The sequence below is a fragment of the Polynucleobacter wuianus genome, from assembly GCF_001659725.1.
Lineage (GTDB): Bacteria > Pseudomonadota > Gammaproteobacteria > Burkholderiales > Burkholderiaceae > Polynucleobacter > Polynucleobacter wuianus.
The window spans coordinates 652,368-673,296 of the sequence record NZ_CP015922.1 but is presented as its reverse complement, the minus strand read 5'-3'; the positions used below and the strand labels follow the sequence as shown (position 1 = coordinate 673,296).

Here is a 20,929-nt window from a genome sequence, read left to right as displayed (position 1 = left end):
GGAATTTTCATGAGTGCCGGCATTAAATATGTAACTGACGCCTCTTTCGAACAAGACGTCCTCAAGTCCGATAAACCTGTTCTGCTCGACTTCTGGGCTGAGTGGTGTGGTCCTTGCAAAATGATTGGCCCAATCCTGGAAGAACTCTCCGGCGAATATGGCGACAAGTTGCAGATCGCCAAAATGAACGTGGACGAGAACCAAGGCGTACCTGCCCAGTTCAATATCCGTGGCATTCCAACCCTGATCCTATTCAAAAATGGCACCGTGGCTGCTCAAAAAGTAGGCGCTTTGGCCAAATCGCAGTTGACCGCATTTATTGATAGTCATCTGTAAATCATCCTAGACCACAGGTTCACCAGTTGAGCCTCTGGTTTTTACCTGTTTCTAGTTCTTGTCAGACCTGTTTTTTAGTGTAGTATTGCAATGAACAGCAGTTCAGCGCATTCAGGATCTTTAAGAAACGCGCACTTTCCAGCAATTTATCTCCCCTTCTTTTAGCAAATTCCAAAATTCTGTTTTTCCACATCTGCGTGATCTCAATCAGCGCGGCAATACCCCAAAACACAATCCCCTTATTTATTTTTATCTTTACCAACACCCGAGAACCACATGCAATTAACTGAACTCAAAGTCCTCCACGTATCCGCTCTGCTCGAAATGGCAGCCAGCTTGGAGATTGAAAATACCCAAAGGATGCGCAAACAAGAATTGATGTTTGCAATTCTGAAGAAACGCGCTAAAGCAGGTGAAACCGTTTTCGGTGATGGCACTTTGGAAGTCTTGCCAGATGGCTTTGGTTTCTTGCGCTCTCCTGAAGCCTCTTACATGGCTTCACCGGACGATATCTATATCTCTCCTGCACAGATTCGCCGCTTTAACCTTCACACTGGTGACAGCGTGGAAGGTGAAGTACGCACTCCTAAAGATGGTGAGCGTTACTTTGCTTTGGTAAAGGTAGACAAGATCAACGGTTTGGCTCCTGAAGCCCTCAAGAACCGCATCATGTTCGAGAACTTAACGCCTTTGCACCCAAACCGCGTGATCGGCTTAGAGCGTGATATCAAGGCTGAAGAGAACTTAACTGGCCGCATTATCGACATGATCTCTCCAATTGGTTACGGCCAACGTGGCTTGATCGTAGCGTCACCAAAATCCGGTAAGACCGTGATGATGCAGCACATTGCTCACGCAATCTCTGCGAATAATCCAGATGCGATTTTGATCGTCTTGCTCGTTGACGAGCGCCCTGAAGAAGTGACTGAGATGCAACGCTCCGTTCGCGGTGAAGTAGTTGCCTCTACTTTTGATGAACCTGCAGTGCGTCACGTGCAAGTTGCTGAGATGGTGATTGAAAAAGCAAAACGCTTAGTAGAGATGGGTAAAGATGTGATCATCTTGCTTGACTCGATTACCCGTTTGGCACGCGCATACAACACTGTTGTTCCTTCATCAGGCAAAGTTCTCTCTGGTGGTGTGGATGCAAATGCATTACAACGTCCGAAACGCTTCTTCGGTGCGGCACGTAATATTGAAGAAGGTGGTTCATTGACCATCATCGCTACTGCTCTGATTGAAACGGGTAGCCGTATGGATGACCTCATCTACGAAGAGTTCAAAGGCACTGGCAATATGGAAGTGCATCTTGAGCGCCGTTTGGCTGAGCGTCGTGTTTATCCATCGATTAACCTCAATAAGTCTGGTACCCGCCGTGAGGAATTACTGGTTAAACCAGAAAACCTCCAGAAGATCTGGGTTTTACGTAAATTGCTGGCCGATATGGACGATATTGAGGCGATGAACTTCATCGTCGACAAGCTCAAATCGACCAAAAACAATGGGGAATTCTTCGACCTCATGCGTCGCGGAGGCTAATTTAGGGGTCTATAGGGCTCTTTTAGCCCTTTTTCGACCCCGAAAGTGCGCTTTGTTGTTGATTTCATGGCATAATTTCACTTTTGCTACTTCGGTAGCTGCTTTTAACTTGGGAAAGTATTTAGGTTAAGAAGTTGTCAATAACTTAAACGGCTACCCGCTAATAGGACTCAAAATGAAACCTGGCATTCACCCCGAATATCGTGAAATCGTCTTTGTAGACGTTTCAAACAACTTCAGCTTCAAGACTCGCTCCACAATGTCTACCAAAGAGACAATCAAGTGGGAAGATGGCAATGAATATCCATTGGCCAAGATCGAGACTTCATCTGAATCACACCCTTTTTACACTGGTACCCAAAAAATTATGGATACCGCTGGTCGTGTTGAGAAATTCCGTCAGAAATTCGGTACCAAAGCGGTTGCTAAGGCTTCCGGTGATGGCGCTGCTAAAACGGCCGAGAAAAAAGCTGCTGCTGCAGAAGCTAAAGCCGCTGAAAAGCCAGCTAAGAAGAAGGCCTAATACACCTCATATTCACAGGGTATGGCAATGCCCTTCTCTGCGAGATAATCAAGGCAGCGTTTGCTGCCTTTTTTATTACTTGTTTTTTTAAATAGAGTTCATGGTCAAACTTACCGCTGCCGCTACTAAATCCATTCCGCGCATCATTATTTTTGTGCTGACTTTGGTTTATGGTTTTGCGGGTCTCTTCTTCCGCGACCCCTGGAAGAACGAAGATGCGATTGGTTTTGGTGGCATGTGGACTTTATTCAGGGGCAATTCTATTGATTGGCTCGTTCCTCACTTAGCCGGTCGCGATGTCTCTCTGGGTACACCGCTCCCTTATTGGATGGGTGCCACTCTCATTAAATTGTTTGGTGGCTGGATTGGTGCTGCCAATGCCGCACGTTTATATTCCGCAATTTGTTTCTTTGCAGCTGCTCTGGCAATTTGGTACGCCACCTATTTATTGGGGCGTCGTCGTGAAGTGCAGCCGATGGTTTTAGCAGTTGGCGGTCAGCCCGATATGAAGAGTTACGGCATGACGCTTGCAGATGGTGCTTTGCTCATCTTCTTAGCTTGCGTTGGTCTTGCACAGCGTGCTCATGAAACAACGCCGATGATGGCTCAACTGATGGGCATTAGCATCGTCCTCTATGGCACCGTTCGTGGTTTAGATAAGCCATGGCAAGGCGGCTTATGGACTGGACTCGGTATTGTGATTGTGGCGCTCTCTAGCAACCTGACTTTAAGCTTAATTATCGTCAGCTCCACCATCATTGCCGTACTTGCAAGCAATGCAAAATTGCGCTTTCATTGGACTCTAACTAGCACCGTTTTAGGTTTAATCGGTTTCGCACTCTGGCCAATACTTTGGTATATGACAGGTCTGCCAGTGGAGTGGCGTCATATCGCCGAAGAAGGCTGGCGCAATATGCCAGAGATGCAATCCTCCCCTTCCATTGAATCGCTAGGCTTTTTAAGTGTGAACTTCTGGGCTTATGCATGGCCAGTATGGCCGCTTGCCGCAATCTCTTTAGCTCACTGGGGTCGCGTTAAAGAAGCAGGCGCATGGCGCGCCCCTCACCTTTGTATTCCACTCAGTTTATTTATTGGTAGCTTGATCTATATTCTGTTTCGCCTTGAAGCCAACGAACATGACCTCATGATCATGATTCCCAGTTTATCTATTATTGCTGCATTCAGTCTGCCGATTCTCAAGCGCAGCATGATTAGTTTTATCGACTGGTTTGCCATGTTCAGCTTTACGCTGATCGCACTAGCCATTTGGATTATTTGGTTGGCTAAGGTCACGGGCTATCCAGAGACTACTGCGGCTAACATCTCTCGCCTCTTACCTGGCTTTGAAGGCCAATTTAATTGGCTTGCTTTTATCGTTGCTCTTGCAATTACTGGTGTGTGGCTTTCCGTAGTGCGCTGGAGAACATCTCGCGCCCCTAAAGAAATCTGGCGCTGCTTAATTATTTCTGCCTCCGGCACCACCTTAATGTGGGTCTTGCTGATGACTTTGTGGTTGCCAACGATTAACTATGCAAAAACCTATCGCCTCGTTTCTGCACGCCTATCTCAAGTAGTTCCTCCGGGTGGGGGCTGTATTAACTCTAGCAATATTGGTTTGGCTCAGTTAGCCTCGTTTGATTACTTCACCAAGTTAAATCTTCGTGACGATCCAAATTGCCCTTGGATGCTAATACATAACCAATCTGAGGCAAAAGCTTACGCGCAACTCAATAACAAAAAGCTCCACCTCCTTTGGGAAGATCGTCGTGCCGCTGACCGCGACGAACGTTTGCGTCTTTACGAAGTCATTCCGGAATAAGGCGTGCTGCACTTTAAGCTTTCGCGCCTGCGCGAGGACATCCCTGCTCTACTCAAACTGGCTGGTCCATTACTGATTGGTCAGTTAGCCGTTATTGCATTTGGTGTTTTAGATACCGCAATGACAGCGCGTTACTCGGCCGATGATCTCGCTGCATTAGCGATGGCTTCAGCCATCTTTATTAGCATCTATGTTGGGCTCACAGGCGTGGTCTCTGCACTAGCCCCAATTGCTGGACAACTCTTTGGCGCTAAACGCTTTAGTGAAATCGGTGAAGAAGTTCGTCAAGCCACATGGCTAGCCTTAGGCCTAACCGTACTCGGTTGCTTTATTTTGCTCAATGCAGATCATCTCTTGGCAATCTCACACATTAGCCCAGACATTGAAGGTAAAGCCAGGTTGTATCTCAGCATTCTGGCTTTAGGTTTACCTGCGAGCATGGGTATGCGCGTGTTGATGGCCTTACATAATGCTGTCTCGCGCCCTGCTGTCATTACCGTAGTGCAATTGATTGGTTTAGCACTCAAGCTTCCTTTAAATCTACTCTTCATTTATGGTGGCTTAGGCATTGAAGGTATGGGCGGCCCTGGCTGCGCAGTGGCGACCGTGATTATTAACTGGTCATGGCTATTAATGACTCTGGGCTTCGTATTGCTAGATCGCTTTTATCGACCGTTCAAGATATTTGAGCGCTTTAGCTTGCCGGATTGGCATCGTATCTGGACTTTATTAAAGCTAGGCACGCCAATTGGCTTTAGTTATTTGATTGAGGTCACTTCATTTACCTTCATGTCTTTATTTATTGCACGCCTAGGCACTACTGCATTGGCAGGCCATCAAATCGTAGCAAACATGGGTACTGTGATTTACATGGTGCCGCTCTCACTATCGATTGCGACCATGACTTTGGTATCCCAATCGATTGGTGCCAATAAGCCGGAACGCGCTGAAGAGATTGGCTGGTCTTCAGTTTTCTTCACCACCGCTTTATGTATCACGATTGGTATCACTGTTTGGATCTTCCGCTTACAGTTACTGGACTTATACGATCCACCAGAGGCGGTAAAGGTATTCTCTGTCCCACTCTTCTTATTTATTGCTTTCTATCAAGTCTTCGATGCTTTGCAAGTGACTGCAGCATTTATTCTGCGAGCGTATCGTATCGCCTTTTGGCCTATGCTGATATACGCAGGGTCGCTCTGGGGTGTTGGTCTTGGTGGTGGTTACTTGATGGGCTTTAATATATTAGGCAATACACCAAGTTTCTTGCAAGGTGCCAATGGATTTTGGGCCAGTAATAGTTTCAGCCTCGGTTTAGCCGCGTGCTTACTGCTCTACTTGTTTAGAAGAACGGCGGAGCGCTATGAAAAAACGCACCCGCCTGTTGAAGTTTAAAAGTGAAAGCGCTGTCTTAACGATAACTAGGGCCTGAGGCCGGCGCTGCATAGCTAGGCACTTGATTCCCTTTAGAGTACATACACTGTTGATAAGCGATGTTGTATTGAGTTTGCGCTTGGTTTTGTTTTCCGGCAGAGTTCATGGCACCCATTGCCGCACCACCCAACAATCCAACTCCAGCACCAGTTCCTACATTGGCATGATTACCGCCTTGTATCACCGCGCCAGCAGCAGCACCTAAAGCAGCGCCAATCGCAGCACTGGTTGCACCCTCTTTGAGAGCAGCATTGCTCGTATCTTTTACTGCATCAGCAGCAAACTGACGACACACTTGATCTTCTTGCTGGAACACCTCAAATGGCTTACCTTCGCGCGGCATGATTGCAATGGTCGGACCCGTTGGTGCAGACACACAAGCAGTCAGCGAGGCGAGAAGAGCGGCAGTCAACACTGCGATACGAGTAAATCGTTTCATAACAAACCTTTAAAAATTCTTAAATTAATATTGCGGACGTCTTGCTTGGGCGTTACTAGTTGGAGGCGTTGCAGGCTGAGTTTGCCAACCACTTGGGCACTCTTGTGCGTATGGGAAATACTTGCCACTCGCTTCGCAGTAATACCAAACTGCAGGCTGTGGCTGGGCTGCCAAAACCATGGGTTGGGGAGGCGGCATGTAAGCTACTGGTGGTGGAGCGTAAACCACTGGCGGAGCATAGTAGCCAGCATAAGGGCCGTAATATCCACCGCCATATGCCCAATTACCGCGCCAACCTGGACCCCAGCCATGACCCCAGCCGCCGCCATAAGGTCCGTATGCAGCAGGGCGCCAACCGCCACCATAACCACCACCGACTGAAACATTCCACCCCACATTGCCCGCATTAGCGGCCATAGGCGCAACCGCAAGTACAACCGCGGCAACAATACCTAAGATACTGAATTGATTGGTTTGTTTCATGATCGACCCCCTTATTTGCACGACTTGGTCTTTTATTCTGATCTAGTTCTATTCTAGTTTTTTCACGTCTTACTATCAATAACGCCTCAAATACACCTAAGCTGACAAGAAAATAACTATTTATTAGGGCACAGATTGCCATTACCCTACTGGTCTAATTTTGCACCCGATTGCAGTACCACCCTACTCCATTTGATGGACTCTTGGGAGATCAATTTGGAGAGGTCTTTGGGGCTTCCTGGGACTGGGTCAAGACCACCCGCCAGTAGACGACTTTTGACTTCTGGGTCATTTAGGGTGCGGCGCGTCAATTGATTTAAGCGTTTTTGAATCGCTGGTGGCAGATTTGCTGGTGCCATTAGAGAGAACCAAGAAACTGCTTCAAATCCAGGCAAGCCCTGCTCAGCCAAAGTGGGGATTTCTGGGGCAGCATGTGAGCGCTTTAAGGTAGTGACACCAAGAGCCTGTACCTCACCTGCTTTAATCAATGGTAAGGAAGAAGAGAGATTGTCAAAAAGCATTGAAATACGTCCACTGACTAAATCAGGCAAAGACTGTGCACGTCCTTTATAAGGTATGTGCCGAATTTGAATGCCAGCCATTTCTTTAAAAAGTTCACCTGACATATGCAACGAAGTGCCTACACCTGAAGAACCGAAAGTCAGTTGATTAGGCTTGGCTTTTGCTAGCTCAATAAGCTCATGCACATTGCCAACACCAAGTTGCTTGTTAACGATCAGCACATTTGGCGTGCTGGCCAAAAAACTGATCGGCGTAAAGTCCTTTACAGGATCAAAAGACATCTTTTCATAAAGAGCGCCATTAATCGCATGTATACCAACAGTACCAATAAGCAGCGTATAGCCATCGGGCTCACTCTTTGCTACCAAATCCGCGCCAATATTGCCGCCAAAGCCAGGGCGATTTTCAACCAAGATAGGTACACCCAAACTTTGTTGCCAACTTTCCGCTAAGACTCGCGCTAGGATATCAGGCGCCCCACCTGGAGTAAAAGACACGATGATGCGAATCGCTTGCTTGGGCCAAACAGCTTTAGTGTTCTGACTTGTTTGCGCTTGTGAAGAGAAAGCACAGAAACTGAAGAGCAAGAATGTAATTGAATGTAATAGCGGGCGCTTAGCCACGTGAATAAATTGCATTTTCTTGAAGCCCATCATCATGGGCAAACTCACTTAAAAACCCAATCGGGATCTGAGCCACAGTAAGCCCTCATACTGGACTGGGTCATCGGCACATGGACCTATGCCACATTCCAATAATGTTGATACTAGGTTGGCAAAGACGATCAGAATAAAAAGGATGATGAGTGCATTAGCAAACCAAGAACGTGAACGCACTTCACGGTTGGGCAATATTAATAAAATAGCAAGGCCAGCCAATAAACTTAGGTAACCAACAAAAGCCCAAGTATAGAAATGCAACTCTAAAAAGGTTGTACCAAATCCTTTATCGCCCGGCAGGATGTGCAAAAACACTTGGCGCAATGAAACCATCATGCCAACTAAGCCACCCATGATGCCCCAACCATAGTGAGCAGAGTGTGCACCACAACGAATATTGAGAGCTAAAGCAGAGCCTATGATGACAAAGCCTACGCGTTGCATTAAACACAGCGGGCAAGGCAGTTCACCAAAATAGAGTTGATCAAAAAAGGCATAAGACAAAGCACCAATGACTGCCAACAGGGCAAGCTGATTACCAAGCGACGCCAGAGAAGGAAATGAATGCTTGCTCACGATGATTAAAAACTCAGGTTAAGGTGAGATGTTGCATGAAAGCGGAACCAAGCCATCAGGATGAAGACGGTAACTGCAAGCATGACCAAGCCCGCAAGGCGCTTCTCAAACCAGACTAAGACAAGTCCGATGAATGCCGTCATAAAAGGTAGGAACATATACATAGGAGAATTCTAGCGCAGGATACTTAGGGGTCGGGTAAATCAGTAAGCCAGAGTCCAGGGAAAGGTCTTTCAGAATGCTTTAGTAAAACACTCTGAATTAGGAAAACAAAAAATCAGTTCTTGATAGGCTGATTTAAAAACTGCACTACCGTTGTCACAAATAGGTCTGGATCCTCAACGTGAGGTACGTGCCCCACATTATCAATTGGTACTAGCTTTGCATTAGGAATCGCTGCCTGAGCTTTTTTACCTAGCTCCGGAAAGTTGCCCAAAGTCTTCACAGCTTCTGGTGGCGCAAATCTTCTACCAAATACCGTACGGTCTTTTTGACCAATCACAAGTAAGACTGGCATCTTTAATTGTGGCAAATCATGAACAACCGGTTTTTCAGCAATCATTTGATAGGTTAGTACCGAGGTCATTGCGTAAGCGGGATAGTCCGGTCCTTTTTGAACACGCACATAGACCTCTACAAACTTTTCATAAGAAGGTTGCCAGCTTGGGAAATAGGTTTGCAAGAAACGGCGATAACTAGTTTCTGTTTGTGCCATCTCGAGCTTGAGTAAGTTATCGTTTTGCTGAGGTGGAATATCTTTACTGTAGTCCTCAAGACCCAGAGGGTTCTCGAGAACCAACTTTTGCACTGTATTTGGATAAAGGCGAGCAAAGCGCACGCCGACCATACCACCCATGGAATTCGCTATAACAGAAACTTGAGTGATCCCCAGCGATTTGAGTAAAGCTTTGGTATTAGCAGCCAGATCGTCAAAATGATAGGGAACGTTTGGCTTGGAAGACTTACCAAAACCAATTTGGTCAGGCGCAATTACCCGATAGCCATCTTGAGTTAAGCCTGCAATCGTCGGCGCCCAATAGTCGCTTGAAAAATTCTTGCCATGAAAGAGTAGTACTACGCCTTTTTGCTTACCCACCGCCGCGACATCCATATACACCATGCTGGCTGGCGCACCCTGGAGGCTAGTCTTAAATTCTTTGGTGGAATATGGATAAGGCCAAGAGCTCAAACGTAAATCTAATGGAGTTGCATTCGCATAAAGACTTGCAGGAGCCGGTACCGCTGCGGGAGCAGTCGACTCATTACTCGCACAGGATACAAGCAACACAGAAGAAATAATTACTACTGCAAGCATTCTGAAAAATCTCATGGCCTTGGTTTATCCAGTGAAGTATTAAACGATTTTGGTTTTGAGGTTTTTCAAACCCGCTACGCTGCCTTCTAATACATCGCCTTTTTTAACAGGGCCAACTCCTGCAGGGGTACCCGAGAAAATTAAATCACCCGGTTCTAATGTAAATAGCGTAGAGAGATAAGCAATCGTGTCAGGAACATTCCAGATGAGTTGATTGAGATCACCAGATTGACGCTCTTCACCATTGACTAATAACTTTACTGCGCCCTTGCTAGGATGGCCGCACTGAGTTGCTGGTGTGATCTCACCACAAGGGGCGGATTGATCAAAGGCTTTTCCGGTATCCCAAGGACGCCCCATCTTCTTAGCCTCACCTTGCAGGTCACGTCTTGTCATATCCAAGCCAACACCATATCCATACACATGGTCTAGCGCTTGATCCGCAGAAATATTAGCGCCACCCCTACCAATTGCGACCACCATCTCAATTTCATGATGCACATCATTTGAAAGCGTTGGATATGCCATGTCTTTGCCATCAGTCACGATGGAATTAGCTGGCTTCATAAAAAAGAATGGTGGCTCACGATCTGGATCATGGCCCATCTCACGTGCATGATCTGCATAGTTACGTCCAACACAATAGATACGATTCACTGCAAAGCGACGGGTATCGTTTGTGACTGGCAAAGAGATCTGTACCGGAGGATCAATAACAAATGCTGAACTCATGACTTACCTTTCTGAAGGAGTTATTTTTGTTGTTTCTGTTGTTTGGAAGTATGACTCAATTTCAATAACAAGATACTGAATGCGAGGGCAAAAGTCAGCGCATTAGCCAGTATGAGGGGCCACTTTTCAATAATCAGGCCATAGACCAGCCAAAGACTCAGTCCGGCTGTAAATAAGGAATAGGTTCCCAGGGAGATTCCGGAAAGATCTCGGGTACGCCAAGATTGAATTGCCTGCGGTAAAAATGCCACTGTCGTTAAGAACGCAGCGCAATATCCAATAATCTCGACTTGATGGGGTTCTATAGTCATTTCCCCATTGTAATTAGGGAATTTAGTAATTCCTTGATCTAGCGCAGAAATACAATTTCTGTAGATAATGGGATCTTGCAGTTCAACTAATACTAAAAATACAAAATGAGACAAAAACTAAGCTTGTGGTTTGGTGTAGCCCTATGCCTTACCCTAGTAAACACTCCCGGATTTGCTCAAAGCAATAGTGCCCCGAAAAATTATCCGGACAAGCCAATACGGCTCGTCATTCCCTTTCCTCCTGGTGGGGCAACAGACGTCATTGGTCGCATCATGGCGCAAGAGCTCTCAAAGACCTTAAATCAACAAGTCATTCCCGATAACCGTGCGGGCGACAGCGGCAATATAGGTGCTGACATGGTGGCTAAATCACCAGCCGATGGCTATACCTTATTAATGGGTGCCTTAACCTCCCATGCAATCAATACCAATCTAGAAAAAGATAAGATCAAATACAACTTAGAGAAAGACTTCACTCCAGTCGCCATTGTCGGCGTGGTACCCCTGGTCTTTGTCGTGAACCCATCAGTTCCCGTGAAGAATATGAAGGAGTTCATTGCTTACGCAAAAACTAATCCAGGCAAACTCACCTTTGCCTCTTCAGGCGCTGGTGCTCCACAACGTCTTGCGATGGAAATGTTCCGCTATCAACTTGGGCTGGACATGCTGCATATTCCATACAAAGGAAGCGGACCTGCAATGACGGATTTAGTGGGTGGACAAGTCCTCAGTATGTCTGAAACTGTTCCAGCGGCTTTGCAATTTATTCAAGCTGGCCAACTAAGACCTTTAGCTGTGACCACTGCGAAGCGCATTAGCCAGCTACCTGATGTTCCCACTATCACCGAAGCAACTGGCTTACCGAATTTTGATGTGGTAAGTATGTTCGGCATTGAAGCGCCAGCAGGTACGCCGCAAGCGATTGTGTATAAATTAAGCTTGGATATCAAAACTATTTTGCAACGCCCTGATGTTCAAGAGCGCATGCTCGCTGCTGGCGTCTATGTAAATTACCTTTCTCCAGCAGAATCAAGCAAACGCATTACTCGCGAACTCAATATGTGGGCCAAGGTAGTCAAAGATGCCAACATCAAGGCGGATTAAAGAAGAATAAAAGTAAGGGATAAAGGTAAGTTGCAGAAAAAATAAGGGGATCTCAATGAGATCCCCTGATGCTTTATAACAATTGACTAATGCCAGCGAAGTTATTCAGCTTCGATCTTAGCTTGCTGTGCAACGAGTTCCCACTTTTTCTTCTCTGCCGCAATAAAGAGTTTGGTGTTCGCTGGCGTATCTCCTACAGCCCAACCACCCAAGTCTTTCCAGCGCTGCTTAATTTCTGGAGAATCGAGAGCCTTCTTCACCGCCACATACAATTTATCGATCACAGGCTTTGGTGTACCTGCGGGGACAAATAATCCAAACCATGCAGTTACTTCAAAGTTTGGATAGCCTGATTGAATCATGGTTGGCACGTCTGGCAATTCTGCCACTCGGTTTTTACTTGTAACAGCTAAGGCGCGCAATTTGCCAGACTTGATATATTGCATTGAGCTAGGCAAGTTATCGACCATCATACTGGTCTGGCCAGCCAATAGGTCTGCTAATGCAGGACCCGCACCTTTGTAGGGTACGTGAATGATGTCAATGCCAGCTTGGGTCTTGAATAACTCCCCAGACATATGAATCGATTGACCACGACCAGAAGAGGCAAAGGAATACTTGCCAGGATTAGCCTTAGCTAGTGCTACCAACTCAGCAACCGTCTTTGCTGGCACTTCTGGATTCACCACCAAGACGTTTGGGTTGGCAATCACAATCGTAATCGGCTCCATATCTTCCATTTTGTATGGAAGATTTTTATATAAGCTGTAGTTAATCGCGTTTGGACCAATATTACCCATCGCCATGGTGTATCCATCTGCAGGTGAAGCAAGCAATGCTTGTAAGCCAATGATTCCAGCGCCACCCGCTTTATTCTCAACAATTACTGTTTGGCCAAGCTCTTTACCCAAGATATCGGAGAGCGCACGAGAAGAAATATCTGTTGTGCCACCAGGCGCAGCAGTCACAATAATTTTGACGGGCTTATTGGGGAAAGGCTGCGCACTCGTCACTGGGTGTATTAAGAGCGATACTGCAAATGCGCTGGCACCAAGCGTGCACGCACGCTTTACAAAATAAAGGTTAAACATGTTTGTCTCCGACTTAAGTCAAGGTAATTTTATGTATGGGTTCTAAAGCCCATTGGTTCAATATTAACCACATAATTGCAGGATCATGCAATCTTGTTGTACTCGTTTTTCCTAGGGAAGTGGAATCGAAAAGATGGCCTTGAGCGTCAATGAGTCTGTACTGTTTGAGAAGCCCTTACCTACGCCCGCTTGGAAAGAAATCGGTTTACCATCGTAGTACATCATCAAGAAACCCAATTGTTGGGTATTTTGATAATTAATCGGTTGCCCTAACTGATTTAGATTCGAGTAATACTCCACACCCAAGGCTAAATCCTGAATCACTTCTCGGGATAATCGAGTGGCTGTTGAGAAGTAGGGAGATTGATGCACATACGGCTGCGATAGCGGCATATCAATGATGGGATTAAACGAAAATAACCACTCATCAAAGTGCTTACCAATAATAAAACGGGCTTCTGCGTTGTATCTGGATTCATCAAACTGCGGCTGTACATTTGCAAGCTCTAAATTTGCACCAGCAAAAAATGCATCACCCTTCTCTTCACGAAACGGCAACCATTTCATACGTACTTTAGTTGCAGCGTACTGAAATTTATTATCGTAATTAACGTAAGAGATATAGAGGCCCGCCTCTAAGTCGTGGCCTAAGCCATAAGCTAACTCTGGGGTAACGCGCACTCCATTGTTATTCATGACCTCACCCGGATAAGTGGGCGTTTGCAATCCACGTGGCGTACTGTTGATGTGGAGCTCTAGGCTGGATTCCCCCTTGGCATTAATCTCGTCGTCATACACCTGAATCTCATCTTGCAGAACGGCCAAAGCCACCGTTGGCATGGCCACTAGGAATGCCAAGATAAGTATTGGGGTGAGAAGGCGCTTCAGAGGCCGTTGAATCAGTGGCAAGAGCGCGATTGACTGCATCTTCATGATGCAGAGAGTTTAACAACTATTGCAGTTTTTTGACGCGCTCACTCCATAGTTGCCATGGACGTCCAATGGTCTTCTCAATAGTCTCTTGAGAAATCGAAGCCTCACCTGGCGTGAGGTATTGCACTTGCCCCATCTTCATTGCTTCACTCTGAATGCTGGCATTTTGAATCGCATAAACCGCTCTAAAGACTGCTTTCTTAATTGAGTCTGCGCCTGCAGCGTAACCATGACCACGCATCAAGACAAAGTATTGGAGGCCCATAGTTTGAGATAGTGCATTTCCAAGATCCATATTACTAATAAACATATCCGTATCGGGGTTGGGTTTAGCAAAATTGCGAATCTCAAAAATGGGCACACCTTCACCCAAGAAAGAGCTCATGTGGTAGACCGGCTTAAGGGTGGTTCCAGTTAAACCATAAGGCAAGATCGGCGCCGCATGCCCATGAATGACTGAATTAATATCAGGTCGATTTTTGAGAATGCCACTATGAATAAAGCGCTCACCATATGCTACGCGAGTATCACCATTGAGCGCTTTACCGTTCATATCAAACTCCATGATGTCTTCCACTTTTACTACTGACGGGGCGACACTCCTGGCTAGAAAGAAAGTATTGGGATTATTAGGGTTGCGAACACTGATGTGGCCATATCCATCTACTGCATTTTGGTCATACAGAATATGATTGGCAATCACTAATTCTTCAACGGCAGCTTTGACTTTAGGATCTTGCTCCATCTGCTCCTGAACAGATGCAGCATTAGAATGTGTTACCCCAAGCACTAACAGTGAGAGCAGAATTTTTTTCATCATTCAACCTTTCCAATCTTTCTGACGACTTCACCCATCTGAGCAGATTCTTTATCCCAATAGACTTTGAACTCAGGTGCATCCATATACTGAATTGGACTACCAGCACCATTAATCACTGAGCGTACCCGCTCATCACTAGAGGCTTGCTTGGCGGCTTCACGTAATTTATTGGTGATGTAGTCAGGTGTGGCGCTTGGCACAAACAAACCAGCCCATTGTGAAAACTCAACCTTGACGCCCATTTCTTTAAAGCTTGGAACATCTGGCATGCTGGCCAACCTGCCATCACCCCAATGTGCTAGAGCTCTAACCTTGCCTGCTTTGATCTGTTGCACGATGGAAGATGGACCCGTCGCAATAGCGTCAACTTGTCCTCCTAAAAGCCCAACAATTGCAGGGCCCGCACCTGTGTACGGAATATGAACCATATAAAACTTTTCAGAAGATTTCAGCATCTCCATTGGCACGTGCATCGTGCCGTAATTTCCTGACGAACCAAAATTGTATTTACCAGGATTAGCGCGCATCGCTGCCACAAACGACTTGTAATCCTTCCAGGGACTATCTGCCCTAACCACCAATACTGTTGGATCTGCAGTAAAGCGTGCAATCGGTTTGAGTTGGTTCAATTGAAAAGATTGTTCACGACCAACGACTTTATCTGCCTCGGGAATAATCGAAATGGATGATAAAGCCATCAAGATGGTGTAACCATCAGGCTTTGATCTGGCAACCGCAGCCATACCAATGCCACCACCAGCGCCTGCTTTGTTTTCTACGATGACCGGTTGACCCAAAATACGGGAAAGCGCTTCTGCAACTGGCCTACCCACAGCATCTGCTACCCCGCCAGGTGGAAATGGGACCACCATCGTAATTGACTTGGTGGGCCAAGGCTCTTGTGTTTGGGCAAAGGCTGAAACCGCTAAAAAAGATGCCGCGATACAGCCCAGCACACGACCAAGGTAGGATTTTTGTCTCATTTTGTCTCTAATTTGTAATTTAGTTATTATTTATGCTCTTTATCCTACTACAAGAATTAAGACAATAAACAAGGGTTGGCTTAGACATAACCCCCAATGGAGATAGCAACATGAAATACGCAGCATTTTCTTTAGCAAAAGACCCATCCAAAACTCGTGTGGGTATTGTTTCGGCTGACGGCAACACCGTCCAAGAGCTCGACTTAGGTGTTGATGTTAGCGAAGATGGCATCGTTGCCATCCTTAAATCAGACCTAGTGGGTAAATTGCCTAAGCCGGTAGCGACTCACGCGTTTAGCGATGTACGTTTACTTGCACCCGTTCCAAGACCGCGCCGAAATATCTTCTGTGTAGGTAAAAATTATCATGAACACGCTAAAGAGTTTTCTAATAGCGGCTTTGATGGCAGCGCAAAACCTGGTGAAGATATTCCTAGTCACGCAATCTTCTTTACCAAGCCACCTGAGTCTGTAACAGGTCCCAATACCGATGTCATTATTCCGATTGCGGTATCCACCTGTATCGACTACGAAGCTGAGTTAACGATTGTGATCGGCAAAGGTGGCAAAGGCATTAGTGAAGCCGATGCCATGAAACACGTCTGGGGTTACACCGCCATCAATGATGTCACAGCGCGCGATTGGCAACAGCGTCACAAGCAATGGTTTTTAGGTAAGAGCTTTGATACCTTCTGCCCAATGGGCCCTTGGGTTGTGACTGCCGACGAAGTCAATGCCGAAGATATTTCTGTGAAATGCTGGGTCAATGGTGAGCTGCGGCAGAACTCCAACACTAAAGATTTGATCTTTGATATTCCAAACATGATTGCAACTATTTCTGCTGGTATTACCCTTTACCCTGGTGACCTCATTGCAACTGGTACACCAGTAGGCGTTGGTATCGGATTTAAACCACCCAAGTATTTAGTCAATGGTGATGTGGTAGTCGTTGAGATGGGTGGGATTGGTAAATTAGAAAATACTTTTGTTGCTGTCTAAAGTGACCATTTACATTGAGTAAAAAGAAAGCCACCGTAGGGTGGCTTTTCTAATGGGTCAACCCAAATTGAAAAAGATGGCGATGCGATAGGTGATGAATGAGGCAATGTAAGCTAGTCCAAATAAGTAGCTCAGCATAATCACCGGAATCTTCCAACCACCCGTTTCGCGCTTGACTGCTGCAATCGTAGACAAGCACTGGGGCGCAAAGACAAACCAAGCGAGCAAAGACAATGCAGTAGCCAGAGACCAAGTGCTTGAGATCAAGGGAACAAGAGCTTCCGCAGCATCTGCGCTGGAGCTAGACAAAGCATAGACCGTAGCAAGCGAACTCACCACCACCTCACGCGCTGCCATGCCTGGCACCAAAGCAATACTGATTTCCCAATTAAATCCAATTGGGGAGAAGACATGAGCCAAGGCCTGTCCGAGCATGCCTGCAAAACTGTATTGAATGGGAGATAGCGTTGCACCCTCTGGAGGCAAAGGGAAGCTAGAGAGCGCCCAAAGTCCAACTGTCATGATGAGAATAATGCCGCCTACGCGACGCAAGAAAATTTCTGCACGTTGCCACAAACTAATCGCGAGGTTACCTAAGCGTGGCAAGTGATAACTTGGCAACTCCATCATCAGTGCATTCATTCTGAACTGCTCACTAGTGAAACGCTTCAGTATCCAAGCTACGGCCATGGCACCAAAAATGCCTGCGAGATAAAGCAAGAACAGCACCAAACCCTGCAAGTCAATGCCGGCCCACAACTTTTGCTCTGGAATAAATGCGGAGATAAGCAAGGCATACACCGGTAAACGTGCTGAGCACGTCATCATGGGGGCAATCAAGATGGTGACTAAGCGATCCCGTGCGTTGGAGATACTTCTGGTTGCCATGATTCCCGGGATCGCACAGGCAAAGCTCGATAGCAGTGGGATAAATGACCGGCCTGATAAACCTACTGAGCCCATCACTCTATCCAATAGATATGCAGCGCGCGGAAGGTAACCAGATTCCTCCAACAACAAAATGAAGAAGAACAAAATCAAAATCTGTGGCAGGAAGATCACTACGCCACCGAGTCCGGCCAAGATGCCATTAATCAATAAACTGCGTAACCAAGAATTAGGCAAGACTTCAGTAATTTGAGCCCCAAGATATTCGACAGAAGTCTTAATCAACTCCATCGGCACTGTTGCCCAACTAAATACCGCCTGGAATATACAAAAGAGTAAGGCCACCAAAATGATGGGGCCAAATACTGGATGTAGCAATACTGAATCCAATCGATCACTCAATTGATCAGGAATAATTTGATCAAGCCCAAGGTTCTGCAGTATGCGCTGCACTTGAACATTGTCAGATTCAGCATGAGCAATATGAGAGGCCACATTCTCTAATGTTGCATCACTAGTTCCAGTGCTAATATTATTGAGATTGCGCCAATCTAATTCTGATAGGAACTTCTTAATATCATCTGCGCCATTAGACTGAATGCCTACACTAGTAATAACCGGCAAACCCAACTCTTTTGAAAGCGCTGCAATATCAATCTGCAGACCCTGACGTTTGGCGATATCCAGCATGTTGAGCACCACTACACACGGCAGACCAAGGCGCTGAGCGGCTAGCACCAGGCGTAGATTGCGACGCAGGTTCATAGCACTCAGAATGCATAACACTAAATCAGGACGCTTCTCGCCCTCTGCCCTGCCCAAGAGAACGTTGCAAGTCACGCGCTCATCGAGTGATCTTGGGTAAAGGCTATAGGCACCAGGCAAATCTAGGATGCGAATATTTTTTCCAGACTCTAGCAAGAGTCTTCCCTCTTTGCGCTCAACAGTGACGCCGGAATAATTGGCAACCTTTTGACGGCTGCCGGTGAGCAAATTAAATAATGCGGTCTTTCCACAATTGGGATTGCCCAATAAAGCGACTAAGGGTTCGCTAGGGAAAAAATGAACGGTGGATTCAGACATTTACTACTGACTCAACCTCAATCATGCGTGCCTCAGATTGACGCAAAGCGAATGTAGATGCGCCCACTCGCACTAGGTAGGGCCCCTTTTTCAACAGTCCCTTACGAAGCAATGTGACCTGCTCACCCGGAAGAAAACCAATATCCTCTAGCTGCCCCTTAATTTGCGGAGCACCTTTGGGGGCATTTACCGTGCAAACACGGTAGGTGGAATCTAAATCAACCTGGTCCAAATGCATGGATGTTTGTCATTTTTATCAATTAATAGGAACGATTCTCATTATATACCTTATAATTGATAATAGTTCTCATTTACAAAGTCATAAAAGTATTACTAAAGAATGTTCTCATATAGAAAAAAATGGGTTTTGACCTATAGCAAAGGATTTGACATTTTTTATAGAAATGCCAAATTTGGAATCATACCGACGCTACTCATAACCCTCTTTTGCCTAGGGATTAATCAGCCGGTTTATGCAGAATCGCCTGTAAGTGATGCGCCTGTCATTGATACAACATCTGCACTTGAAGGTGAAACTGAGCAATGGAGCATTCATGGTCAATCAACCTACATTGTTCAACAAAAAAATAATTTCAACTCACCCTACTATGGACAGAACAGTCTTTTAAATAAAACAGAAGGTGGTGGTAGGAAGAGCTACACCTTGAGCGCAACTGCATTTCTTGGAGCAAGACTTTGGGAAGGTGCCGAGTTTTACTGGAATCCAGAGATGTTTGAGGGCACTCCCTTTAATGGGCAACTGGTAGGCTTGGGTGGATTTCAGAATGGGGAATTACAAAAAGGTTCATATGCTCCACCCGTCTACTACACAGCCCGGGCTTTTATTCGACAAACCTTTGGCCTTGGTGGTGGCAAAGAACATATCGAGGGAGGATCAAATCAATTAGCAGGGAATTTAGATAAAAACAGAATTGTGGTGAGCTATGGAAAATTCGCCACCTTAGATTTTTTTGATCAGAACAGCTACAGTCACGATCCTCGCACTCAATTCCAAAACTTTGCAATCTTTTCAATGGGCGCATACAGCTATGCAGCTGATACCAAAGGCTATACCTATGGCGCTGTTGCAGAGTGGTATTAAGGAGATTGGATCCTAAAAGCTGCTCGTTTAGCAATGCCAACCGTTCCAAATACTGCTCAACTGGATTACAGCATGACGCGGGACTATGCAAATCAAGTTGAAGCAACTCACGAGCATGAGTTATGGGGCAAGCCTGGGGCAATAAGAGCGCTTTACTATCAACAACACGCATTTATGGGCAACTACCAGAGTGCGGTCGCAATCGGCCAGCAAAACAGCTCAACTCCTGATGTAACAAATACTCGTTTGGCCGCTCAAAACTCATGGGGGTATGGCTTAAATTTAGAGCAGTCTATATCGGAGGATGTTGGTATTTTTGGCCGCTGGAGTTGGAACCCAGGAAATACGGAAACCCAAACAGTAGACATTAGCCGCTCCTTATCGGGTGGTGTAAGCATTAAAGGTAGCAGTTGGTCGCGACCAAGCGACACCATAGGTTTTGGATTTGCAGTGAACGGCATTGCCCCCATACAGCGAACCTATTTGCAAATGGGTGGCATGTCCCCTTTCATCGGAGATGGCAACCTCAGCTATAAAACTGAACAAATCTTAGAGACTTTCTATAGCGCAAAAGTCTATAAAGAACTCTACTTATCAGCTGACTATCAGAGAATCGCCAATCCAGCCTATAACGCTGCACGAGGTCCAGTCAATTTCTTTGGTCTACGCGCCCATATAGAGATGTAAGATGTTTTTTTACATGTGATTTAAAACCTATTAGGGTTTGGCTTTATGTACTTACCTAAACACTTTTCTGTTGACGATCCTGCGCTACTTGCACAGCTCATTGCCGAATATCCTCTGGCAACCATTGTTGGCAGATTAGATGATCAGCTCGAGGTCAATCACCTGCCCTTAATGTTGAGTGCAGATAAAAGGAAGTTATACGGTCACATTGCCAGAGTAAATCCTTTAGTTAAAGTTGCGGGTAGCAATAAGACTTCCGTGACAGCAATTTTTAATGGTCCTCAAGCTTATGTGACACCAGCTTGGTATCCCTCTAAAAAGGAAACTGGCAAAGTCGTTCCCACTTGGAATTACGCAGTAGTTCATGCTCAAGGGAATCTCAAGCTAATTGAAGATCCGCAATGGCTCAGAAATCACGTGGCACAAATGACTAACATTCATGAGCCCACCTATCAGTCAAACTGGAAGCTAGACGATGCTCCCGAAGAATACGTACAAATGATGCTCAAAGCCATAGTACATGCAGAATGGTAGTCAGCCGCAGCAATTTAA

The 20,929-nt window shown here is 46.0% G+C and carries 24 protein-coding genes; 10 read left to right on the top strand and 14 right to left on the bottom strand.

The window, feature by feature from the left end; translation table 11 throughout:
* Positions 1–9: 9 nt before the first annotated feature.
* The 5 genes from trxA (at position 10) to A8O14_RS03600 (ending at position 5,612) form a co-directional block, all read left to right on the top strand.
* Complete coding sequence (gene trxA, locus A8O14_RS03625; RefSeq protein ID WP_068948270.1) at positions 10–336, top strand: thioredoxin TrxA; 327 nt, start codon at positions 10–12, stop codon at positions 334–336.
* A 276-nt stretch (positions 337–612) separates the two neighbouring features.
* Positions 613–1,875 (top strand): transcription termination factor Rho, encoded by a 1,263-nt coding sequence (gene rho / locus A8O14_RS03615; protein ID WP_068948268.1) that lies wholly within the window; start codon positions 613–615, stop codon positions 1,873–1,875.
* Between the two features lie 175 nt (positions 1,876–2,050).
* Complete coding sequence (locus A8O14_RS03610) at positions 2,051–2,398, top strand: type B 50S ribosomal protein L31 (RefSeq protein ID WP_068948267.1); 348 nt, start codon at positions 2,051–2,053, stop codon at positions 2,396–2,398.
* A 100-nt stretch (positions 2,399–2,498) separates the two neighbouring features.
* Complete coding sequence (locus A8O14_RS03605; protein ID WP_068948266.1) at positions 2,499–4,217, top strand: ArnT family glycosyltransferase; 1,719 nt, start codon at positions 2,499–2,501, stop codon at positions 4,215–4,217.
* 3 nt (positions 4,218–4,220) lie between these two features.
* On the top strand, positions 4,221–5,612 hold the full coding sequence (locus A8O14_RS03600) for an MATE family efflux transporter (RefSeq protein WP_068948265.1): 1,392 nt from the start codon (positions 4,221–4,223) through the stop codon (positions 5,610–5,612).
* Between the two features lie 16 nt (positions 5,613–5,628).
* Here A8O14_RS03600 and A8O14_RS03595 read toward each other — a convergent pair whose 3' ends face one another.
* The 8 genes from A8O14_RS03595 to A8O14_RS03565 all read right to left on the bottom strand — a co-directional run bounded on the left by A8O14_RS03595 (position 5,629) and on the right by A8O14_RS03565 (position 10,688).
* Entirely contained in the window at positions 5,629–6,090 is a 462-nt protein-coding gene (locus A8O14_RS03595; RefSeq protein WP_068948264.1) for a glycine zipper family protein, read from the bottom strand.
* Between the two features lie 24 nt (positions 6,091–6,114).
* Positions 6,115–6,573: a hypothetical protein gene (locus A8O14_RS03590; protein WP_216217801.1), complete on the bottom strand. Its 459-nt coding sequence runs from the start codon at positions 6,571–6,573 to the stop codon at positions 6,115–6,117.
* Between the two features lie 146 nt (positions 6,574–6,719).
* Entirely contained in the window at positions 6,720–7,766 is a 1,047-nt protein-coding gene (locus A8O14_RS03585) for a Bug family tripartite tricarboxylate transporter substrate binding protein (protein WP_228385104.1), read from the bottom strand.
* Positions 7,767–8,330: a disulfide bond formation protein B gene (locus tag A8O14_RS03580; RefSeq protein ID WP_068948263.1), complete on the bottom strand. Its 564-nt coding sequence runs from the start codon at positions 8,328–8,330 to the stop codon at positions 7,767–7,769. It lies immediately after the preceding gene.
* Positions 8,331–8,335: 5 nt separating this feature from the next.
* Complete coding sequence (locus tag A8O14_RS11740) at positions 8,336–8,494, bottom strand: DUF5993 family protein (protein WP_161484806.1); 159 nt, start codon at positions 8,492–8,494, stop codon at positions 8,336–8,338.
* Between the two features lie 113 nt (positions 8,495–8,607).
* Entirely contained in the window at positions 8,608–9,660 is a 1,053-nt protein-coding gene (locus A8O14_RS03575) for an alpha/beta fold hydrolase (RefSeq protein ID WP_068948262.1), read from the bottom strand.
* Positions 9,661–9,684: 24 nt separating this feature from the next.
* On the bottom strand, positions 9,685–10,377 hold the full coding sequence (locus tag A8O14_RS03570) for a fumarylacetoacetate hydrolase family protein (protein ID WP_068948261.1): 693 nt from the start codon (positions 10,375–10,377) through the stop codon (positions 9,685–9,687).
* 20 nt (positions 10,378–10,397) lie between these two features.
* Positions 10,398–10,688, bottom strand: a complete 291-nt coding sequence (locus A8O14_RS03565) for a SemiSWEET transporter (protein WP_068949690.1) — start codon at positions 10,686–10,688, stop codon at positions 10,398–10,400.
* A 105-nt stretch (positions 10,689–10,793) separates the two neighbouring features.
* Between A8O14_RS03565 and A8O14_RS03560 the strand changes: the two genes are divergently transcribed.
* On the top strand, positions 10,794–11,792 hold the full coding sequence (locus A8O14_RS03560; RefSeq protein ID WP_068948260.1) for a Bug family tripartite tricarboxylate transporter substrate binding protein: 999 nt from the start codon (positions 10,794–10,796) through the stop codon (positions 11,790–11,792).
* 101 nt (positions 11,793–11,893) lie between these two features.
* On the opposite strand, the gene A8O14_RS03555 is transcribed toward A8O14_RS03560, so the two are convergent.
* From A8O14_RS03555 to A8O14_RS03540, 4 genes are all read right to left on the bottom strand, one after another.
* Positions 11,894–12,883, bottom strand: coding sequence for a Bug family tripartite tricarboxylate transporter substrate binding protein (locus A8O14_RS03555; protein ID WP_068948259.1), 990 nt, complete (start codon positions 12,881–12,883; stop codon positions 11,894–11,896).
* A 111-nt stretch (positions 12,884–12,994) separates the two neighbouring features.
* A complete protein-coding gene (locus A8O14_RS03550; RefSeq protein ID WP_082913091.1) occupies positions 12,995–13,816 on the bottom strand; it encodes a hypothetical protein in 822 nt (273 codons plus the stop codon).
* 19 nt (positions 13,817–13,835) lie between these two features.
* Complete coding sequence (locus A8O14_RS03545; protein WP_082913090.1) at positions 13,836–14,636, bottom strand: class II aldolase/adducin family protein; 801 nt, start codon at positions 14,634–14,636, stop codon at positions 13,836–13,838.
* The gene (locus A8O14_RS03540) at positions 14,633–15,619 is read right to left on the bottom strand and encodes a Bug family tripartite tricarboxylate transporter substrate binding protein (RefSeq protein ID WP_068948258.1); all 987 of its coding nucleotides are present in this window, start codon (positions 15,617–15,619) and stop codon (positions 14,633–14,635) included. Before A8O14_RS03540 ends, A8O14_RS03545 begins: the two co-directional genes overlap by 4 nt.
* Positions 15,620–15,729: 110 nt before the next feature.
* Between A8O14_RS03540 and A8O14_RS03535 the strand changes: the two genes are divergently transcribed.
* Complete coding sequence (locus A8O14_RS03535) at positions 15,730–16,617, top strand: fumarylacetoacetate hydrolase family protein (RefSeq protein WP_068948257.1); 888 nt, start codon at positions 15,730–15,732, stop codon at positions 16,615–16,617.
* A 57-nt stretch (positions 16,618–16,674) separates the two neighbouring features.
* On the opposite strand, the gene feoB is transcribed toward A8O14_RS03535, so the two are convergent.
* Positions 16,675–18,588 carry a ferrous iron transporter B gene (feoB, locus tag A8O14_RS03530; RefSeq protein WP_068948256.1) on the bottom strand — a complete coding sequence of 638 codons (1,914 nt, stop codon included), beginning with the start codon at positions 18,586–18,588 and terminating at the stop codon, positions 16,675–16,677.
* Entirely contained in the window at positions 18,581–18,826 is a 246-nt protein-coding gene (locus A8O14_RS03525; RefSeq protein WP_068948255.1) for a FeoA family protein, read from the bottom strand. The genes feoB and A8O14_RS03525 overlap by 8 nt, the downstream gene beginning before the upstream one ends.
* 102 nt (positions 18,827–18,928) lie before the next feature.
* Here A8O14_RS03525 and A8O14_RS11990 point away from each other — a divergent pair, with 102 nt between their 5' ends.
* From A8O14_RS11990 to A8O14_RS03515, 3 genes are read left to right on the top strand one after another with little or no spacing between them, the layout of a single operon-like run.
* Positions 18,929–19,690 carry a carbohydrate porin gene (locus A8O14_RS11990; protein ID WP_145915330.1) on the top strand — a complete coding sequence of 254 codons (762 nt, stop codon included), beginning with the start codon at positions 18,929–18,931 and terminating at the stop codon, positions 19,688–19,690.
* Positions 19,691–19,723: 33 nt separating this feature from the next.
* Positions 19,724–20,377: a carbohydrate porin gene (locus A8O14_RS11985; RefSeq protein ID WP_082913088.1), complete on the top strand. Its 654-nt coding sequence runs from the start codon at positions 19,724–19,726 to the stop codon at positions 20,375–20,377.
* 45 nt (positions 20,378–20,422) lie between these two features.
* Complete coding sequence (locus tag A8O14_RS03515; RefSeq protein ID WP_068948254.1) at positions 20,423–20,911, top strand: FMN-binding negative transcriptional regulator; 489 nt, start codon at positions 20,423–20,425, stop codon at positions 20,909–20,911.
* The last annotated feature ends 18 nt before the right edge of the window (positions 20,912–20,929 follow it).